This is a genomic window from Litoreibacter ponti (genome assembly GCF_003054285.1).
Lineage (GTDB): Bacteria > Pseudomonadota > Alphaproteobacteria > Rhodobacterales > Rhodobacteraceae > Litoreibacter > Litoreibacter ponti.
Genome location: NZ_QBKS01000001.1, coordinates 531,034 through 550,819 on the forward strand (window position 1 = coordinate 531,034; position 19,786 = coordinate 550,819).

Sequence of the window (19,786 nt, forward strand, 5' to 3'; positions counted from 1 at the left end):
TGTTTGGTCTTCTCTGCCTTGCCTGCAACCTAGGCGCAAGCCTTGCAAAGTCACTATGGCGCGGGCAGGTTGGCCCGGACGGAGTTTCGGAGGGAGCATGAGCGCCGACACCAATCTGGATATAGCGGCGCTCGACCGTGCCCATGCGTTGCACCCGTGGACACATTTCGAGAGCTTCGTGCGCGACGGGCCGCTGGTGATCGAGCGCGGCGCGGGCTGCTCGCTGTGGGACAGTGCCGGGCGTGAATATCTTGATGCCGTGGGCGGGCTGTGGTGCACCAATATCGGTCTGGGGCGGCGCGAGATGGCCGATGCGATTGCGGCGCAGGCCGAAAAGCTGGCCTTTTCAAATACTTTTGTGGATATGACGAACGGGCCCGCGGCGCTGTTGTCGGCCAAGCTAGCCGAGCTTGCGCCGGGTGATCTGAACCATGTGCATTTCACGACCGGCGGCTCGACCGCCATCGACAGTGCCTACCGGATGGTGGCCTATTATCAGCGCTGTGCCGGCCGGGCGAACAAGACCCATGTGATCGCGCGCGATGCGAGCTATCACGGCTCGACTTATGCGACGATCTCCATCGGGAAGCGCGCGGGCGACAAGGTGCCGGAGTTCGCCTATGCGAGCGAGGGCATTCACCGTGTCAGCGCGCCCGATTGCTACCGTGCCATCGGCGAGCGGTCGGAGGCGGAGTTCTGCGATGATCTGGTCGCGGAGTTCGAGGCGAAGATCGCCGAAATCGGGCCGGAGAAGGTCGGCGGTTTTTTTGCCGAGCCCATTCAAGCCTCTGGCGGGGTGGTCGTGCCACCGGAGGGGTATCTGCGGCGGATGGCAGAGGTTTGCGCGCGCCATGACATCCTGTTTATCGCCGATGAGGTCGTCACAGGCTTCGGGCGGCTGGGCCATTGGTTTGCGTCCTGGGATGAGTTCGGGGTGCAGCCCGATATCATCTGTTGCGCCAAGGGCTTGAGCTCTGGCTATCAACCTATTGGTGCACTTATCTTTTCGGACCGAATTTGGGACGCGATGCAAGGTGATCGCTGGTATGCCTCGGGCTTCACCTATGCGGGGCATCCGGTGGCCTGCGCGGCGGCGTTGAAGAATATCGAGATCATCGAACGGGAAGGGCTTTTGGACCATGCGGCATCCGTGGGAGCCTATTTCGAAGAGCGCCTGACAGAGCTCGAAGACCTGCCGCTGGTGGGCGATATTCGCGGGCGCAAGCTGATGATGTGCGTGGAAAACGTGGCGGACAAGGCGACGAAGGCGCTGCTCGACGATGCGCTCGACGTTGGCAAGCGCATCTCGGACGCGGCGGAGGCGCGCGGGCTGATGGTGCGGCCCATGGGGCACCTCAACGTCATGTCGCCGCCCTTGGTGATCACACGCGCGCAGGTGGATTTCGTCGCAGAGACCCTGCGCGCCAGCATTGTAGAGGTCACGGATCAGCTGGTCCGCGACGGGGTTAAGGTAGGCTAGATGGCACTGAAAGACGCGGCCAATGATGTGGATAACGCAATCACGCGGGACGGCTTCAAGGGCATGTCCTTCGAGAACGCCTTTGGCGGGGCGCTGTCATTTATGCGGCGCACCTATACGAAGGATCTGACAGGGGTCGATCTGGCGGTGACCGGCGTGCCGTTCGATCAGGCCGTGACCCACAGGCCCGGCACGCGAATGGGACCGCGCGCGATCCGGGAGGCGTCGACCCTGCAGCCCTGTGATCCGCCCTACGGGTGGGATATCAACCCGCTGACGGAGTTCAATGTCGCGGATTACGGAGATTTAGCGTTTGATTACGCAGATATACCGGCCTTTCCTCAAGCATTAACAAATCATATCTCGACCATTCTGGCCGCAGGGGCCGGGTCGCTGGTGTTGGGTGGCGATCACTATATCAGCTTCCCGATCCTGCGCGCCTATGTCGAGAAATTCGGCCCCCTGTCGCTGCTGCAATTTGATGCCCATTCCGACACCTGGCCCGATGATGACATGGCCCGGGTGGATCACGGCACGATGTTCTACAAGGCTGTGAAGGAAGGTCTGATTGTGCCCGAACGCTCGGTCCAGGTGGGTATTCGCACGGTTTGCGAGGATTACATGGGCGTGAACGTGATCGACGCGCGGGAGGTGCATGAGACCGGCACCGCCGCCGTCGTTGCCAAAATCCGCGACATCATCGGGGACAATCAGACTTATCTGACCTTCGATATCGACTGCCTCGATCCGGCATTTGCGCCCGGCACGGGGACGCCTGTGTCAGGCGGGCTCAGCTCTGCGCAGGCGTTGCATATCTTGCGCGATCTCAAGGGCTTGAACATGGTGGGCGGCGACGTGGTCGAGGTCTCGCCCGCCTATGACGTGGGCAACATGACGGGCGTCGCGGGCGCCCATGTCGCGATGGAGCTGATGTGCCTCTATTGCCATAACCTGAAGGAGCGCGGCTGATGCCCAACCAACCTGTCTCTGGCAATGATCTGGCGCGGTTTGCGGGTCAGGGGACCTTCATGCGACTGCCGAAGGTGGAGAGTGCCGAAGGGCTCGACGTGGCGCTTCTGGGTATTCCGATGGATCACGGGTCTAGCTGGCGCTCGGGAACGCGGTTCGGGCCCGCGCAGGTGCGCAATGAAAGCGCCATGATCCGGCCCTATGCATTGCAGACCGGGGCGGCGCCCTTTGACGGTCTGCACTGCGCGGATGTGGGCGATGTGGCGATCAATACATTCAATCTGCGCGAGAGTATTCGAATTATTACAGAGCATTACGACGCGCTCTTAAAGCATGATGTCATCCCGATGACGATCGGGGGCGATCACACGATCACCCTGCCGATCCTGCGCGCGATTGCCAAGAAACACGGGCCTGTGGGGCTGATCCACGTCGATGCCCATGCCGATGTGAACGACGAGATGTTCGGCGAGCGCGAGACCCATGGCACGGTGTTCCGCCGCGCCTATGAGGAAGGGCTGCTGCGTGCGAGCGACGTCTGGCAGATCGGGCTGCGCGGCACGGGCTACACGGCGGAGGATTTCGACGAGCCGCGCGACTGGGGCTTCAACCTGACCCTCGCGCCGGAGCTTTGGCACAAAAGCACAAAGCCGCTCGCGGCGCAGATCATGGCGAAGATGGGGGGCGGGCCGGTCTATATCAGCTACGATATCGACAGTCTCGACCCGTCCATCGCGCCCGGCACCGGCACACCAGAGATCGGCGGGCTGACCACGCCGCAAGCGCTGGAGCTGATCCGCGGGCTGCGCGGCCTTCCGATTGTGGGCTGCGATCTGGTCGAGGTCTCGCCCCCCTATGATCCCAGCGGCAACACTGCCCTAACGGCGGCAAATATCATGTTCGAAATGCTTTCGATTCTGCCCGGCGTGCCCTACAGGTAGGTCACAGGTTATTTCATCGAGGTGCCGCGTATGCCCTCCCATGCCCCGCGTGAAATTAGTTACGCTCATTCTGCCAAGACAAAGGCGGGACGGGCCCTTATCCGCGTGCTGGAGAACACCACGGGCCGCATTCGCATGATCAAGCGTGCGGAAGGCTATGAGCAAGAGGTCGCCGCAGGCGCAGATTTCTGGGAAGTGATGACCGAGCGCTACGGCGTGTCGCTGGAAATTCTGGGTGGATCGCTGGAGGACATTCCGCGTGATGGGCCCCTGATCCTGATTGCGAACCACCCGTACGGCATCCTCGATGGGCTGATGATGGGCCATATGCTAAGCCACACGCGCGGCGACTTCCGGATTCTGGCCAATGCGGTGTTTCGCAAGTCCGAAGAGATCAACCGCATCCTGCTGCCGATCAGCTTTGATCAGGACAAGCAGGCGATGGCCGAAAATCTTGCGACCCGTAAGGCAGCGTTGAGTTATCTGGCCGAGGGCGGCGCGATTGGCATTTTTCCGGGCGGTACCGTGTCGACCTCCAGCAAGCCGTTCAGCCGGGCGATGGACCCGGCGTGGCGGACCTTTACGGCCAAGCTGGTGTCGAAATCCAAGGCCGCCGTGGTGCCTATCTTCTTCGATGGGTCCAACTCGCGGCTGTTCCAGCTGGCCAGCCACGCCCACCCGACCTTGCGGCTGGCGCTGCTGATCAACGAGTTCAAACGCCGGGTGGATGAGCCTGTGCGCGTGGTCATCGGCAAGCCGATCCCGCCCGAAGAGATCGCGGTCCACACCAAGGACCCCAAAGCGATGATGGACTTCCTGCGCGCCAAGACCTATCAGCTGTCACCCAAGCCCCTTGCGTCGCTCGACTATGGATACGAGTTCGAGGCGCAGTGGAAGCAGAAGGACGCGCGGTAGATGGCGGTTGGCATTTTCGATTCTGGGCTGGGTGGGCTGACAGTCTACGACCAGATCGCGCGTGACATGCCCGATCTGCCGGTCTGCTACTTCGCGGATAGTGCGAACACGCCCTACGGGGTGCGGACCGCGGATGATATTTTCGAGCTGACCTGCGCCGCCACGCAACAGCTGTTCGACATGGGCTGCGATCTGGTGATCCTGGCGTGCAACACGGCCTCTGCCGCGGCGCTGCGGCGGATGCAGGAAAGCTGGGTGCCGGATGACAAGCGGGTGCTTGGGGTCTTCGTGCCGATGATCGAGGCGCTGACCGAGCGGCAATGGGGCGACAACTCACCGCCGCGCGAGGTGGATGTGAAGAACGTGGCGCTGTTCGCCACGCCCGCAACGGTCTCGAGCCGCGCGTTCCAGCGGGAGCTGGCCTTTCGCGCCATCGGTGTCGATGTCGAGGCGCAGCCTTGCGGCGGTCTGGTTGACGCGCTGGAAGACGGCGACGAGATGCTGGCCGAGGCGCTGGTGCGCTCCCATGTTGATGCGTTGAAACGGCGGATGCCGCATCCGCAGGCCGCCATTCTGGGCTGTACGCATTACCCGCTGATGCAGGAGGCCTTTCAGGCCGCGTTGGGCCCTGATGTGAAGGTGTTCTCGCAGGCCAATCTCGTCTCTGCGAGCCTCGGGGATTACCTGAAACGGCACCCAGACATGCTGGGCTCGGGTGAGGAGACCAAGTTCGTCACCACCGGCTCGCCCGCGCAGGTGACCGACCGCGCGACGCAGTTCTTGCGACGAAAGATCGAATTCCAGGCCGCGTGATTGCCGCCTGCGTATCTTTCTTCTAAACACCCGCAAAATTGACATGGAGTCTGTCATGACCCACCAAATCGCCATTCTGGGCGCCTCTGGCTACACCGGCGCGGAGCTTGTCCGGCTGATCGCCACCCATCCATCGCTGCAGAACGCGGCCCTGTCCGCAGACCGCAAGGCTGGCCTGGAAATGGCCGAAGTCTTCCCGCATCTGCGCCATCTCGACCTGCCCACGCTGGTCAAGATCGACGAGATTGATTTCGCAGGCATCGACCTGTGCTTCTGCGCGCTGCCGCATAAGACGAGCCAAGAGGTGATCTCGAAGCTGCCGCGCGATCTGCGGATCATTGACCTGTCCGCCGACTTCCGGCTGCGCGACCCGGCGGCCTACAAGACATGGTACGGAAACGATCATTCGGCGGTCGAGCTACAGAAAGAGGCCGTCTATGGCCTGACCGAGTTCTACCGGGATGACATCCGGACCGCGCGGCTGGTGGCGGGCACCGGCTGCAACGCCGCAACCGGGCAATACGCCCTGCGGCCGCTGATCGAGGCAGGCGTGATTGATCTTGATCAGATCATCATCGACCTGAAGGCGGGCGTCTCCGGCGCGGGGCGGTCGTTGAAGGAAAACCTGCTCCATGCGGAACTGTCGGAGGGCAGCAACGCCTATGCCATCGGCGGCACGCACCGGCACTTGGGGGAGTTCGATCAGGAATTCTCGAAGATTGCCGGGCGAGATGTGCATGTGCAGTTCACCCCGCATCTGGTGCCGATGAACCGCGGCATCCTTGCGACCGTCTATGTACGGGGCGATGCATCCGAGATCCACGCGACCCTGGCAGAGGCTTATTCCGGCGAGCCGTTCGTCGTCGTACTGCCGATGGGACAGGCGCCGTCGACCCACGAGACCCGCGGCTCGAACTTCGTGCATATCGGGGTCGCGCAGGACCGCATCGCCGGGCGCGCGATCATCTTCGCCTCCCTCGACAACCTCACGAAAGGCTCATCGGGCCAAGCGTTGCAGAATGCCAATCTGATGCTTAATCTTGAAGAGTCCGAGGGGCTGATGCTGGCCCCGCTTTTTCCGTAAGGGAGCGCCATGAAGGGCCTGAAGAAACAACGCCGAATCCAGATCATCGCGGTCGCGGTGGTGGCCTTGGCCTTGTCCACGGCCCTGATCGGCTACGCCTTGCGCGACGGCATCAATTTCTTTCGCTCGCCCACGCAGGTCACCGAAACGCCGCCCGGCCCGAACGAGACGTTCCGCATCGGCGGGCTGGTCGAGGAGGGCAGTCTGATCGTCAACGAAGACGAGCAAATCGCCTTCAACGTGACCGATGGCAACGCCGTTGTGGCGGTGACCTACACGGGCATCCTGCCGGACCTCTTCAAGGAGGGGGAAGGCATGGTCGGCACCGGGAAGTACATCAACGGTGTCTTCCAAGCCTCGGAAATATTGGCAAAACATGACGAGACCTACATGCCGGTCGAGGTCATCGACGCGCTGAAGGAACAAGGTGTCTACCAGGCACCGAACGGTGCTGATAGCTAGAATTAACCATTCTGTCTGATGCTGGGCGTCCATTTCGGAGGCCAGCCCATGCAGACTGTTCAGGAAATTGCCCGCGATATCGTCCGCCGCGAGGGCGGCTATGTGAACGACCCCGATGATCCCGGCGGGCCGACCAACCACGGGGTCACCATCCACACGATGCGCCGGCTTGGGCTGGATCTGGACGGGGATGGCGATGTCGACGCGCGCGACGTGCAGCAGCTGACCCGCAGCCAGGCAATCGAGATTTTCATCGACCACTACTACCACGCCCCGCGCATCGACCGGCTGCCAGAGCCGCTGCAGGCGTTGGTGTTCGACATGTATGTCAATTCCGGGCGCAACGCAGTGAAGCTGCTGCAACGGCTGCTCAACGATATGGGCCAGGACGTGGCGGTGGATGGCGTGATCGGGCCACACACGATCCGTGCGACTTACGCGGCGTTTGCGGATGCGGCCGATCACATGGTCGACGCCTATGGCATCGCGCGGCGGGAGTATTACTACCGACTGGCCGACAAGCGTCCTGCCTCGCGCAAATATGCGCGCAGGCGCGATGGGGGCAAGGGGGGCTGGATCCGGCGGGCGGAGGAATTCCTGTCGCCGGGCTACCATCTGTCGATCTCCGAGCATCGCGCACGGGTGGCGTCATGGGCGTGATCTCTCAGTTGGTGAAAGGCGGCGCGCAGGGCGTCGCGGGCGCTGTGGTCGATGTGGCCGAGACCTTTCGGCCCAATGCCACACGGCAGATGGAGCTGGAGCATCAGGCGTTTGATGCGGCACTCGCGCAGCATGCCAAGGAAATCGCGACGATCCGAGATGGCTGGTTCGACCGCGCGGTCAACGGGATGAACCGGTTGCCCCGCCCGCTGCTGGCGCTTGGGACGCTGGGGCTTTTTGTCTATGCGATGTGCGATCCGCTGGGCTTTTCGGCGCGGATGGCCGGGCTGGATCTGGTACCGGAGCCGCTTTGGTGGCTGCTGGGCGCGATTGTCAGCTTCTACTTTGGCGCGCGGGAGTTGCATTACCGCCGCGACCGACCGCGCAGGACGCGCGTGCGGCGGGCAAAGCCCTCGTCCAATGCGGCGCTGCAGGCCTGGAGATCGGAGCGCGGCGGATAAAATCACACGTGACGGCGCGTTTCGCTTTTCCAAACCGGTCGGTTCGCTATTCTCCGCCCAACTGGTTGGAGAGATGGCAATGCAATATGAGACCCTGAGGCTCAACATCAGCAACAATGTCGCCGTGATCGAGTTCACGCGGCCTGATGTGATGAATGCGCTGAACACGCAGATGCGGGCGGAGATCCTGCATGCCGTCCGCGCGGCGGAAGAAGACGCCCGCGTGCTGGTGATGACCGGCAAGGGGCGCGCGTTCTGTTCGGGCCAGGACCTGGGCGACCGCGCGACCGTGGCCTCGACCGATCTTGAGCGGACCTTGCGCGATGAATACGTGCCGATGCTGATGGCGATTTACAACTGCAAGATCCCGACGATCTCTGCGGTCAACGGGCCCGCGGCGGGGGCAGGGGCCAATCTTGCGCTTGCGGCGGATGTTGTGATCGCCACGCATTCGGCGGTGTTCCTGCAGGCCTTCACACGGATCGGCCTGATCCCCGATGCGGGCGGGTCATACTTCCTGCCGCGCCAGATCGGCATGGCCAAGGCGATGGGTGCATCGCTGTTCGCAGAGCCCATTACCGCGACCGAGGCCAGCCAGATGGGCATGATCTGGGAAGCGGTGCCGGATGAGGACTTCGCCCAGCACTGGAAGGACCGCGCGGCGTTTCTGGCCAACGGGCCGACCGAAGCCTATGCCCGCGTCAAGAAGATCATCCGCGGCAGTTTCGAGAACGACCTCGAGAAACAGCTCCTGCTGGAGGCCAAGCTGCAGGGCGAGTGTGGCAAGACCCATGACTTCCGCGAGGGGGTTCTGGCATTCCTCGACAAACGGGCGGCGAATTACGAAGGGCGCTAGGCGGATTCAGCACGGAACCTCGCGCCTGTACGTGAGTTGAGCGGTAACTCTCAGCCACGAAAAAAGGACGCGACATGCCCGACACTGATATTCTGTTTTCGCCCGTCAAAATGGGGGCGCTTGAGCTGCCGAACCGGGTGCTTATGGCGCCGCTGACCCGCAACCGCGCGCAAAGTGACGGCGTGCATTCCGACATGGCGATCACCTATTACCAGCAGCGCAGCGGCGCGGGCCTGATCATCAGCGAGGCGACGCAAATCTCGCCGCTGGGTAAGGGCTATATCAACACGCCCGGCATCTACAGCGATGCGCAGGTCGCCGCGTGGAAGAAGATCACTGACGCGGTGCATGCGGGCGGTGGGCGGATCTTCTGTCAGTTGTGGCATGTGGGGCGGATCAGCCATGTCTCGCTGCTGCCCGAAGGCCGCAAGCCGCAGGCCCCTTCCGCCATCGCCGCCGACGCGCAGACCTTCACCGAAAACGGCTTTGAAGACACGTCGGAGCCGGAGGCGATGTCGCTGGATGACATCAAGGCGCTGCTGAAGGATTACCGCCACGCCGCCGAATGCGCGAAGGCCGCAGGGTTCGACGGCGTCGAGGTGCATTCCGCGAATGGCTACCTTCTGGATCAGTTCCTGCAGGACGGTGTGAACAAGCGCGACGATGCCTATGGGGGCTCAATCGAGAACCGCTTGCGGCTGCTGGGCGAGGTTCTGGACGTGGTGTCAGAGGTGTTTGAGACGGGCCGGATCGGCGTGCGGCTGTCGCCGCTGGGCCAGGCCCATGACATGTCCGACAGCGATCCGGAGGCGTTGTTCACGGCAGCCTACAAGATGCTGAGCGCGCGCAAGTTGGCCTATCTGCATGCGATGGAGAACTTCCCGGGCAACGAGCGCTCCGAGGAAGAGATTGAGATGCTCGCGCGCTTGCGGGGTCACTATGACGGGTTCTTCATGACCAATGGCGGCTTCGACGCGACCTCGGCCGCGGACTTTATCGAGAGGGGCGATGCGCAGGCCGTGGCGTTCGGGCGCGCCTTCATCGCGAACCCGGATTTGCCGGAGCGGTTCCAGTTGGGTGCGGAGTTGAACGAGCCGGATCAGGATACGTTCTACGGCGGTGATGAGACCGGGTATACGGACTATCCGTTCCTCGATAAATCCAAGGCTGCGGCGTAGGCCAAATTATCCGAGTAGCGGGGCTTCCAGCGAAGCCCCGCTTTTTTGTGCTTAACGGTTCTCGATATTGACGTAGTCGCGCAGCGTCTCGCCCTGGTAGAGCTGGCGCGGGCGCCCGATCTTGAGCTTGGGATCGGAGATCTGTTCTTTCCACTGCGAAATCCAGCCAACGGTGCGCGCGAGCGCGAAGATCGGGGTGAACATCGAGGTGGGGAAGCCCATCGCCTCCAGAATGATGCCGGAGTAGAAATCGACGTTCGGGAACAGCTTCTTCTCGGCGAAATAGGGATCGGCGAGCGCCTGCTTTTCCAGCTCAATGGCAACCTGCAACTTGGGGTTGTCGCCCACGCCCAGCAGCTCCAGCACTTCGTCGGCGGATTGCTTCATCACCTTCGCGCGCGGATCGAAATTCTTGTAGACGCGGTGGCCGAAGCCCATCAGGCGGAACGGATCGTCCTTGTCCTTGGCGCGCGCGATGAATTCGGGGATGCGGTCGACGGTGCCGATCTCTTCGAGCATCTCAAGGCACGCCTGATTTGCGCCACCATGGGCCGGACCCCACAGGCAGGCGATGCCCGCGGCGATACAGGCGAACGGGTTGGCGCCAGACGACGAGGCCAGACGCACAGTTGACGTGGACGCGTTCTGCTCGTGGTCGGCATGCAGCGTGAAGATGCGGTCCATGGCGCGGCTCAGGATCGGATTGACCTGATAATCCTCGGCGGGGACGGCAAAGCACATGCGCAGGAAGTTCGACGCATAGTCAAGGTCGTTGCGCGGATACACGAAGGGCTGGCCGATGGTGTATTTGTACGCCATCGCGGCAATCGTCGGCATCTTGGCGATCAGGCGGATCGAGGCCACTTCGCGCTGCCACGGGTCCGAAATATCCGTCGAGTCGTGGTAGAAGGCCGACATCGCGCCGACCACGCCGACCATGACGGCCATCGGGTGCGCGTCGCGGCGGAAGCCACGGAAGAAGTTCATCATCTGCTCATGCAGCATCGTGTGCATGGTGACGCGGTTCTCGAAATCTTCCAGCTCGGCGGCCGAGGGCAGCTCGCCATAAAGCAGCAGGTAGCACACCTCGAGATAATGCGATTTTTCGGCCAGTTGATCGATCGGATAGCCGCGGTGCAGCAATTCGCCCTTGCCGCCATCAATAAAGGTGATGGTGCTGTCGCAGGCGGCGGTCGAGGTGAAGCCCGGATCGTAGGTGAACACGCCGCCCTGGGCGTAGAGCTTGGTGATGTCGAGCACGTCGGGGCCCGCGGTGGGCGAATAGATCGGCAGCTCGATTTCCTTGTCGCCGATGGTCAGCTTAGCGGTCTTGTCAGACATTCTGTCACCTTTCCTGTCTCGAGGCCGTGCGCGGTGGCAGTGCCTTATATTTCAATGGCTTAGAGAGCCATCGGGTGTTGTTCTTTCCGCGTGTCCGGCGCGTGTGCGCGGGCGGTCAGTCGATCACGGCCTGCAGCCGCGCCAGGGTCTCGTCGCGCCCGATGATCATCATCATGTCGAAGACGCTGGGGGATGTGACCCGCCCGGACAGGGCGACCCGCAAGGGTGCGGCCAACTTCCCAAATTTGAGATCCTGCGCCTCGGCGAAGCCCATCACGGCCTGCTCCAGCGGTTCGCGTTCCCAGCTAACAGTTTGCAGCTGCGGCGTCAATTCTTTCAGTATACCACGGGATACCGGATCGAGCGCCTTTTCGGCCTTTTCATCGCGTGTGAAAGGCGGCTCATCGAGCACGAAGGCGAACTTGCCCAGAAGATCGCCCAGCGTCTTGTCCGCCACATCCAGCGCACCGAAGGCATCGCGGAAGGCGGCGGCCTTGTCATCCGGCAGCGGCGGCTCGCCCTTGGCGCGCAGATAGCTTTGCATGTCACGCAGCATCGTGTCGGAATCACTCATGCCGATGTGATGGCGGTTAATGTTTTCCATTTTCTTAAAATCGAGCCGGGCAGGGGCCTTGCCGATCCCGTCCATGTCGAACCACTCCAGCGCCTGCGCGGTGGTGAACACCTCGTCGTCCCCGTGGCTCCACCCCAGCCGCGCGAGATAATTGCGCATGCCCGCGGGCGTGTAGCCCATGGCGATGTACTCTTCGACCCCAAGCGAGCCGTGGCGTTTCGACAGCTTCTTTCCGTCGGGCCCATGGATCAGAGGAATATGGGCGTAGACCGGCAGGTCCCAGCCCATCGCTGTGTAAATCATCGACTGGCGCGCTGCGTTGGCGAGGTGGTCGTCGCCCCGGATCACATGGGTCACGCCCATGTCGTGGTCGTCGACGACGACGGCCAGCATGTAGACCGGCGTCCCGTCGGAGCGCAGCAGGACCATGTCATCGAGCGTCTCGGCCTTCCACGTCACCTCACCCTGCACGGTATCCTCGATCGTGATCCTGCCCTCGGTCGGGGCCTTGATGCGGACCACGAAGGGAGCATCGGGATGATCCGCCTCCGGCACATCACGCCAGGGCGAGCGGAACAGGGTCGAGCGGCCCTCGGCCCGCGCTGTCTGGCGAAACGCTTCGATCTCGTCCTGGGTGGAGAAGCACTTGTAAGCCTTGCCCGCGGCGAGCATCTCGTGGGCCACCGCTGCATGGCGTTCGGCGCTTTCGAACTGGCTGACCGCATCGCCGTCCCAATCCAGCCCCAGCCATGTCAGCCCATCAAGGATCGCCTGCGTGGCTTCGGGCGTCGAGCGCGCGCGGTCCGTGTCCTCGATCCGCAACAGGAACTTGCCGCCGCGCCCGCGTGCGTAGAGCCAGTTGAACAGCGCCGTGCGCGCGCCGCCGATGTGCAGAAAACCGGTGGGGGACGGGGCGAAACGGGTGACGACAGGGGTGTCTGACATGAGCGTCTTAACCTTTTGGAAAGCATGATCGCGCACACTCGCGCGTGCAGCTGTCGGGCAGGTTTAGGCAATCGAACAGATGGAGACAAGAGCAGCCCCGGCGCGGACCGGCATGAGCTTGCGAGCGGCGCTCGGACGCGTGTCAGGTGCGCTTGGCCGCCAACAGGGCCACCTGTTCGCATGGACCCCGGTTTGCCTTGGCACCGGCGTCGGACTTTACTTCGCGCTGCCCGTGGAGCCCCCGCTTGCAGCCCTGATCGCGATGGCTCTCGGACTGGGGATTACGTGGACCATCCTGCGGGTCCTCGGCGTGCATCGCGGCACCTGGGCCTCCATCGTTTTGTGGGCGCTGACCTTGATCGCGCTTGGCACGTCGCTCGCCAGCCTGCGCACGTCCCATGTGGCCGCGCCCGTTCTCAGCTACCGCTACTACGGCCCGATCGAAGGACGGGTCGTCGCGATCGACCGCTCCGCGTCAGAGAAGATGCGCCTGACGCTTGATCAGGTCCGCCTTGACCGGGTGCCGCTTGAGCGTCGGCCGCTTCGCGTGCGGGTGTCGCTCCATGGGCCGGAGGTGATCTCGGACATCCGGCCGGGCGACACGGTGATGACCACGGGCCATCTTGGACCGCCCTCTGGCCCGGTGGAGCCGGGCGGGTTCGATTTTCAGCGACACCTTTGGTTCAAGCAACTTGGCGCCCTGGGCTATACCCGCAATCCGGTGCTGCGCAGCGGATCGTGGGTCGATGCGCCTTGGAGCTTTCCGATCTGGCTTTATGCGAAACGGCTCGACATCGCGGACGCCATCAAGTCGCGCATGGGCGGCACCGAGGGGCCGTTCGCCGCGGCCATTCTGACGGGCCATCGCGCGGATCTGGATGCGGAAGCGGTGGAGGTGCTGCGGGCGTCAAACCTCGCACATCTGCTGGCCATCTCCGGGCTGCACATGGGGTTGATCACCGGCGCGGTTTTCGCGCTGGTCCGCCTGTGTCTGAGCCTGATCCCGCCCGTGGCCCTGCGGGTCGAGGCGCGCAAGCTCGCGGCGGTGGCGGCTTTTGCGGCGGCCTTTGTGTATCTCGGCGTATCGGGTGCCAGTATCGCGACGCAACGGGCCTTCATCATGGTGTCCGTGATGCTGCTGGCCCTTTGTCTGGACCGGCCAGCCTTGTCGCTGCGCGCGGTCGCCATCGCCGCGCTGATCGTGCTGGTCTTCACGCCCGAGGCCCTGATCGGTCCGGGCTTCCAGATGTCCTTTGCCGCGACGGTGGCCCTTGTCGCCGTGTTCGCAGCGGTGCGCGATTTCGGCCTGTTCAGCGGGTTGCCGCGATGGGCGCGCGGGACGGCGTCGCTGGTGTTGTCGTCATTCATCGCCGGGCTGGCCACCGCACCGATCGCGGCGGCGCATTTCAATCAGATCGCGCAATATGGGTTGCTTGCCAATGTCCTGTCCGTGCCTGTCATGGGGCTGGTGGTGATGCCAGGCGCGCTGGTCGCGGGGCTCTTGAGCGCTGTCGGGCTGGAATGGATCGGCCTTGAGGTCATGCGGCTTGGCCTTGCCTGGATCCTGGGCGTTGCGCATTTCGTCGCGGGCCTGGGCGGCAGCACGAGCGCCGTGGTTGCGCCGGGCCCGATGGTCCTTCCGCTGGTCACACTTGGCGGCTTGATGCTGTGTTTATGGCAGGGGGCTGGTCGCGTTGCGGGGGTGGTTCCGGTGCTTTTGTCCTTCGCGCTTTGGGCGCAGACCGAGCGCCCTGCGGTTCTGATCTCGGAGACGGGGCGGCTGTTGGGTGTGATGCAGGACGGCGTGCGCGTGTTGAATAAGCCAAAAGGGGATGGCTTTGCCGCTCGGGTGTGGCTCGAAAATGACGGCGATCCGGTGGACCAAGTGCAGGCCGCGGCCCGCGCAGATCTGTCGCCCAATCAGGTCGATCTCGAGGTCGGCCCGCTTCGCCTGATCATGGACGCGCGCAATCCCGAAAAAATTGATGTCTCGCGCCTGTGCCGGGCCGATGCGTATCTGCTGTTGCCGCGCGTCGAGACGCCTTTGCCCGACGGGTGTCTCGGCTGGACCGCAGGGGACTTGATCAAGGATGGCGCCATTGCGCTGCACATCGAAGACCGGGGTGTGCGCGTGGTGACGAGCCGCGCCTTGCAGGGGCAGCGGATGTGGGTGCCTCGCGCGCGGGGCGCGCCCGGGCGCGAGACACAAAAAAGGCCGCGCCCCACATCAGGGCGCGGCCTCAAACTATCAAATGTCGAAAATTAGTAAGAGCGGATCAAACCCACCAAGCGCCCCTGGACCTTGACCATGTTGTCGGGCAGAACCCGGGTCTCGTAAGCGGCGTTCGCGGGCTCCAATGCGATGGACGAGCCATGGCGGCGGAAGCGTTTCAGCGTGGCTTCCTGACCCTCGACGAGCGCGACGACGATGTCGCCATTGTCTGCGGTCACCTGTTCACGGATGACGACCACGTCGCCATCGTTGATCCCGGCCTCGATCATCGAATCGCCTTTGACTTCAAGCGCATAGTGGTGCGATTGCCCCGACAGCATCGAGCCCGGCACCGCAACATGATGCGACACCTGGCTGATCGCCTCAATCGGTGTGCCTGCCGCAATACGGCCCATCACGGGCAGCTCCGTCGCGTCGACCGTATCCAAAGGCATCGCGTTTTTGTTCGGTTCCGGCTTGTCGCCTTCGATCACGCGCGGCTGGAAGCCGCTGTTTTCCATCGCATCGGGCAGTTTGATGATTTCAAGCGCGCGGGCCTTGTGGGCGAGGCGCTGAATAAAGCCGCGCTCTTCCAGCGCGGTGATCAGGCGATGGATGCCGGATTTCGACCGTAGATCCAGCGCATCCTTCATCTCGTCAAACGAAGGCGGTACGCCGTCGCGCTGCACGCGCGCATGAATGAATTTCAGCAGGTCCAGCTGTTTCTTCGTCAGCATTTGCTCAGAACTCCCTGTGGGCGACACGGGCGTCGCATTCCATTTTGTTCTACCTGTGTTCTTGTTTTGTGTCAACTGCGCTAGAGTGGGATGACCTCGACCACATCCCCACTATCGCAGGCGGGGGCGTGGGGCGGGCGGACCACGAGTGCGTTTGCTTGCGCCAACACGGTTAACAAGGAGCTGTCCTGACGCCTTGCGACGGACACGGCCCCGTTTGTGATCACACCGCGCATGTAGTGCTCTCGAGGACCGTTCTTGGATAGCGCGCCCTGCAGCGGCATCTCAATCCGCGCGCGTGGACCGCTGGGCATACCCAAGAATTTCGACAGCAAGGGCAAAATGAAGATTTCGCCACAGACCATTGAAGACACGGGATTTCCCGGCAGACCCACCATGGCGCGATCCCCGATGCGTCCCGCCATCAGGGGTTTACCGGGGCGCATTGCAACCTTGTAAAACTCGCGCTCTAGCCCCACGCCCGAAGCCACTTCCGCGACGATGTCGTAGTCGCCGACAGAGGCGCCGCCGATGGTGACAAGCAGATCTGCGCCCTCGGACAAGGTTAATGCCATCTCCAGCGAGCTGACCGTATCCTTCGCGATGGGCAGCACGCGTGTCTCTGCCCCCGCGCGGCGAAACATGGCAGCAAGGCCAAGGGAATTGGACGCGATGATCTGGTCGTCGCGCGGGGTCTCCCCGACGCTCACCAACTCGTCGCCCGTCGCGATGATCGCGACAACCGGTCGGCGGCGCACAGGCACGCGCGCAATGTTCATGGAAGCAAGAAGCGCGATATCCGCCGGGCTCAACAGGCGCGGCGATTCCATCTTGTCGCCGCGTTTGAAATCGCCACCTGCCGGGCGGATATGGTGGCCGCTATCGAGCGGGTCGGTGAGGGTGATCACGTCCCCCTCGCGTGTGGTATCCTCTTGAATGACAACGCGGTGTGCGCCGTCGGGCAGTGGGGCACCGGTGAAAATCCGCACGGCCTCGCCCGCCGAGACAGAGCGGTCAAACCGATGTCCCGCCGCGGCCTCGCCAATGACCTTGAACGTGTCGCCGGGTTTGATGTCAGTCGAGGGCACCGCGTAGCCGTCCATCGCGGAGGCCGCAAAGGGCGGCTGGTCCCGGTTGGCCTGCACATCTTGCGCCAGAATGCGACCGTCCGCCTCGGCAAGGTCGACCTCTTCGATGTCCAAAGGTGCGCCGAGGGCGAGAACGGCCTCCAGCGCCTCGGCGACAGAGATCATCCGCGCGGGGCCTCGAACAGGCCGGACTTGCCGCCATCTTTCAGGACAAGCCGTATGTCGCTGATTTCCATCGTTTTCTCAGCGGCTTTGACCATATCGTAGATGGTCAATGCGGCGGTGGAGACGGCCGTGAGCGCTTCCATCTCGACGCCGGTCTGGCCGGTCGTCTTGACCGTGGCGGTCAGACGGATGCCCGGCAGGCTTGGATCAGGCTCCAGGTCGAGCGACACCTTGGTGATCGGTAATGGGTGGCAAAGCGGGATCAGGTCCGCGCATTTCTTCGCCCCCATGATCCCCGCGAGACGGGCAACCCCGAGCACGTCACCCTTCTTGGCGCGGCCTTCGGTGATCAGCGCCAGCGTCTCGGCCTGCATCTTCACGCAGCCCTCGGCCACGGCGATGCGGGAGGTTACGTCTTTGTCGGACACATCGACCATATGGGCATGACCGCCCTCGTCAAAATGGGTAAGCTTTGCCATCTAAAGTCCTCCAACCATTGGTTTTTGACTTAGGATATGGCGTGTGGCGGCAGCCACATCATCCTGGCGCATCAGGCTTTCGCCAATCAGGAAAGAGCGCGCGCCATAGCGGGCAAGATCAGCGAGATCGGATGGCTCGAACAGGCCGCTTTCGGCGACGATCATCTTGTCGGCGGGGACCTGGCGCGCGAGCTTTCGGGTCGTGTCGAGCGTCACGTCGAACGTGTTCAGGTCGCGATTGTTGATGCCCAGAAGCGGGCTGTCGAGGCGCAGGGCCCGGGTCAATTCCGCCTCGTTATGGACCTCGACCAGCACGTCCATGCCCAGAGACACGGCGCAGTCTTCGAGCGCGTGGGCGGTGTCGTCATCGACCGACGCCATGATGATCAGGATGCAGTCCGCCCCAAGCGCGCGGGCTTCGAACACCTGGTAGGTGTCGTAGAGAAAGTCCTTGCGCAGGACAGGCAGATCGCAGGCATCGCGCGCCTGCATCAGGTATTCGTCGGCGCCCTGAAAAGAGGGCGTGTCGGTCAGAACACTCAGGCAGGTCGCGCCACCTTCGGCGTAGGCGCGCGCGAGGGCTGCGACATCGAAATCTTCGCGGATCAAGCCCTTGGAGGGGCTGGCTTTCTTGATCTCCGCGATCAGGCCGTAATCGCTTGTCGCGGCATCAGAAAGCGCCGCGTAGAAGCCGCGCGGCGCAGGCGCGGTTTGGGCGGCGTCCTGAACGTCCTCAAGGGGGCGCTCGGCCTTGCGCGCCGCGACCTCTTCCAGCTTATAGGCCTTGATCTTCTCAAGGATGGTGGGCGTGCTCATGCGGCCTCCGTGGTGAATGCGGCGAGAGCCTGCAACTTAGCCTTGGCGCGGCCGCTGTCGATGCTGTCGCGGGCCATCTCGACGCCCTCCGGCAGGGTGGCGGCGGTGTCGGCCACGACCAGCGCGGCGGCGGCGTTCAACAAGACCGCATCGCGATAGGCCGACGCCGCACCGTCGAGCAGCGCGCGGAAGGCCACAGCGTTCTCTTCGGGCGTGCCGCCGATGATCTCCTCGAACGGGTGGGGCGAAAGCCCTGCATCTTCCGGGGCGATCTCGACCTCGGTCACAGTGCCGTTCTCCAGCACAGCGACCTTGGAGGGCGCCGAGATCGCCAGCTCATCGGTTCCGTCGCCGCCATGCACGAGCCACGCCTTCTCGGATCCGAGCGTCATCAGCGTCTCCGCCATGGGCCGGATCAGGTCTGGCGAGAAGGCCCCGGTCAGCTGGCGTTTGACGCCCGCGGGATTGGTCAAGGGCCCGAGAATATTGAAGATTGTGCGTGTGCCCAATTCTGCCCGCGTGGGCATGACATGGGCAATCGCCGGATGGTGCATCGGCGCCATCATGAAGCCGATCCCGATCTCAGAGATCGCGCGGGCCACCACATCGGCCCCGACCATGACGTTGAGCCCCATCTGCGTCAGCGCGTCCGCCGCGCCGGATTTCGAGGACAGGTTGCGGTTGCCGTGCTTGGCCACCACCACGCCCGCACCGGCCACGACAAAGGCTGTCGCGGTGGAGATGTTCAACGTTCCCTTGCCGTCGCCGCCGGTGCCGACAATGTCCATCGCGCCCTCGGGCGCTTTGACCGCGTTGCACTTGGCGCGCATCACAGCCGCCGCGGCGGCGTATTCATCTACGGTCTCGCCCCGTGTGCGCAGGGCCATCAGCAAACCGCCGATCTGGCTGGGCGTCGCCTCGCCCTCGAACAGGACGGCAAAGGCTTGCTCAGCCTCGGTGCGGGTCAGCGGGCGGTCGGCGGCGATGCCAATGAGCGGCTTCAGGGCATCGCTCATGCGGCGGCCTCTTTGTCCCGGGGCAGCATGTCGAGGAAATTGCGCAGCATCTGGTGCCCATGCTCCGACGCGATGCTTTCGGGGTGGAATTGCACGCCGTGGATCGGCAGCTCACGGTGCTGCAGCCCCATGATCGTGCCGTCCTCCAGCGTCGCGGTTATCTCCAGCGGGTCGGGCAGGCTTTCGCGATCGACCACCAGGGAATGGTAGCGGGTCGCTTGAAAAGGGGAGGGCAAGTCCTTGAAAACGCTCTTGCCTTCGTGGATGTAATGCCCGGCCTTGCCATGCACGATCTCGCTGTGACGCACGACCTTGCCGCCGAAAGCCTCGCCAATGGTCTGGTGACCCAGGCAGACGCCAAAGAGCGGCGTGCGGGTCTCGGCGGCGGCTTGCGTCAGGGCCAGACAGATGCCCGCGTCGAGCGGCGTTTTCGGCCCGGGGCTCAGCACGATGCCGCGTGGGTGCAGCGCCATGGCCTGCTGCACGTCGATGGCGTCGTTGCGAACGACCTTCACGTCGGCCCCGAGCTCGCCGAAGAAATGCACCAGATTATAGGTGAAACTGTCGTAATTATCGATCAGCAGCAGCATCATC

Annotated in this window: 20 protein-coding genes; 12 read left to right on the top strand and 8 right to left on the bottom strand. The window is 63.3% G+C overall.

Features of this window, described 5'->3' with window-relative positions:
• Positions 1–97 precede the first annotated feature (97 nt).
• The 11 genes from C8N43_RS02785 to C8N43_RS02835 all read left to right on the top strand — a co-directional run bounded on the left by C8N43_RS02785 (position 98) and on the right by C8N43_RS02835 (position 9,819).
• Positions 98–1,480, top strand: coding sequence for an aminotransferase (locus tag C8N43_RS02785; RefSeq protein ID WP_107844149.1), 1,383 nt, complete (start codon positions 98–100; stop codon positions 1,478–1,480).
• Positions 1,481–2,449: an agmatinase gene (gene speB / locus C8N43_RS02790; protein WP_107844150.1), complete on the top strand. Its 969-nt coding sequence runs from the start codon at positions 1,481–1,483 to the stop codon at positions 2,447–2,449.
• The gene (gene speB, locus C8N43_RS02795; protein WP_107844151.1) at positions 2,449–3,390 is read left to right on the top strand and encodes an agmatinase; all 942 of its coding nucleotides are present in this window, start codon (positions 2,449–2,451) and stop codon (positions 3,388–3,390) included. Before speB (C8N43_RS02790) ends, speB (C8N43_RS02795) begins: the two co-directional genes overlap by 1 nt.
• A 30-nt stretch (positions 3,391–3,420) precedes the next feature.
• A complete protein-coding gene (locus C8N43_RS02800) occupies positions 3,421–4,305 on the top strand; it encodes a lysophospholipid acyltransferase family protein (RefSeq protein WP_107844152.1) in 885 nt (294 codons plus the stop codon).
• Positions 4,306–5,118, top strand: coding sequence for a glutamate racemase (locus tag C8N43_RS02805; protein WP_107844153.1), 813 nt, complete (start codon positions 4,306–4,308; stop codon positions 5,116–5,118). It abuts the gene before it with no gap.
• Between the two features lie 55 nt (positions 5,119–5,173).
• The gene (gene argC, locus C8N43_RS02810) at positions 5,174–6,202 is read left to right on the top strand and encodes an N-acetyl-gamma-glutamyl-phosphate reductase (RefSeq protein WP_107844154.1); all 1,029 of its coding nucleotides are present in this window, start codon (positions 5,174–5,176) and stop codon (positions 6,200–6,202) included.
• 9 nt (positions 6,203–6,211) lie between these two features.
• On the top strand, positions 6,212–6,664 hold the full coding sequence (ccmE, locus tag C8N43_RS02815) for a cytochrome c maturation protein CcmE (RefSeq protein WP_107844155.1): 453 nt from the start codon (positions 6,212–6,214) through the stop codon (positions 6,662–6,664).
• Positions 6,665–6,712: 48 nt separating this feature from the next.
• Complete coding sequence (locus C8N43_RS02820) at positions 6,713–7,324, top strand: holin-associated N-acetylmuramidase (protein WP_107844156.1); 612 nt, start codon at positions 6,713–6,715, stop codon at positions 7,322–7,324.
• Positions 7,315–7,785 carry a holin family protein gene (locus C8N43_RS02825; RefSeq protein WP_107844157.1) on the top strand — a complete coding sequence of 157 codons (471 nt, stop codon included), beginning with the start codon at positions 7,315–7,317 and terminating at the stop codon, positions 7,783–7,785. The genes C8N43_RS02820 and C8N43_RS02825 overlap by 10 nt, the downstream gene beginning before the upstream one ends.
• Before the next feature lie 79 nt (positions 7,786–7,864).
• A complete protein-coding gene (locus C8N43_RS02830) occupies positions 7,865–8,641 on the top strand; it encodes an enoyl-CoA hydratase-related protein (RefSeq protein ID WP_107844158.1) in 777 nt (258 codons plus the stop codon).
• 74 nt (positions 8,642–8,715) lie between these two features.
• Positions 8,716–9,819, top strand: coding sequence for an alkene reductase (locus C8N43_RS02835; RefSeq protein WP_107844159.1), 1,104 nt, complete (start codon positions 8,716–8,718; stop codon positions 9,817–9,819).
• Between the two features lie 51 nt (positions 9,820–9,870).
• Here the strand turns inward: C8N43_RS02835 and gltA are convergent, their stop codons facing one another.
• Together gltA and gltX are read right to left on the bottom strand one after the other, a co-directional pair.
• Entirely contained in the window at positions 9,871–11,160 is a 1,290-nt protein-coding gene (gltA, locus tag C8N43_RS02840; RefSeq protein WP_107844160.1) for a citrate synthase, read from the bottom strand.
• A gap of 115 nt (positions 11,161–11,275) precedes the next feature.
• A complete protein-coding gene (gltX, locus tag C8N43_RS02845; RefSeq protein ID WP_107844161.1) occupies positions 11,276–12,679 on the bottom strand; it encodes a glutamate--tRNA ligase in 1,404 nt (467 codons plus the stop codon).
• 112 nt (positions 12,680–12,791) lie between these two features.
• On the opposite strand from gltX, the gene C8N43_RS02850 reads away from it, so the two are divergent.
• Positions 12,792–14,945: a ComEC/Rec2 family competence protein gene (locus tag C8N43_RS02850; protein WP_107844162.1), complete on the top strand. Its 2,154-nt coding sequence runs from the start codon at positions 12,792–12,794 to the stop codon at positions 14,943–14,945.
• On the opposite strand, the gene lexA is transcribed toward C8N43_RS02850, so the two are convergent.
• From lexA to C8N43_RS02880, 6 genes are all read right to left on the bottom strand, one after another.
• Positions 14,942–15,628, bottom strand: a complete 687-nt coding sequence (gene lexA, locus C8N43_RS02855; protein WP_107844163.1) for a transcriptional repressor LexA — start codon at positions 15,626–15,628, stop codon at positions 14,942–14,944. The two genes, C8N43_RS02850 and lexA, sit on opposite strands and share 4 nt — an antisense overlap.
• Before the next feature lie 80 nt (positions 15,629–15,708).
• The gene (locus tag C8N43_RS02860; RefSeq protein ID WP_107844164.1) at positions 15,709–16,881 is read right to left on the bottom strand and encodes a molybdopterin molybdotransferase MoeA; all 1,173 of its coding nucleotides are present in this window, start codon (positions 16,879–16,881) and stop codon (positions 15,709–15,711) included.
• Complete coding sequence (gene moaC / locus C8N43_RS02865; protein ID WP_107844165.1) at positions 16,878–17,360, bottom strand: cyclic pyranopterin monophosphate synthase MoaC; 483 nt, start codon at positions 17,358–17,360, stop codon at positions 16,878–16,880. Before moaC ends, C8N43_RS02860 begins: the two co-directional genes overlap by 4 nt.
• Positions 17,361–18,176 carry an indole-3-glycerol phosphate synthase TrpC gene (trpC, locus tag C8N43_RS02870; protein ID WP_107844166.1) on the bottom strand — a complete coding sequence of 272 codons (816 nt, stop codon included), beginning with the start codon at positions 18,174–18,176 and terminating at the stop codon, positions 17,361–17,363.
• A complete protein-coding gene (trpD, locus tag C8N43_RS02875; protein ID WP_107844167.1) occupies positions 18,173–19,192 on the bottom strand; it encodes an anthranilate phosphoribosyltransferase in 1,020 nt (339 codons plus the stop codon). The genes trpC and trpD overlap by 4 nt, the downstream gene beginning before the upstream one ends.
• Positions 19,189–19,782, bottom strand: coding sequence for an anthranilate synthase component II (locus C8N43_RS02880; RefSeq protein ID WP_107846212.1), 594 nt, complete (start codon positions 19,780–19,782; stop codon positions 19,189–19,191). The genes trpD and C8N43_RS02880 overlap by 4 nt, the downstream gene beginning before the upstream one ends.
• Between the last annotated feature and the right edge of the window lie 4 nt (positions 19,783–19,786).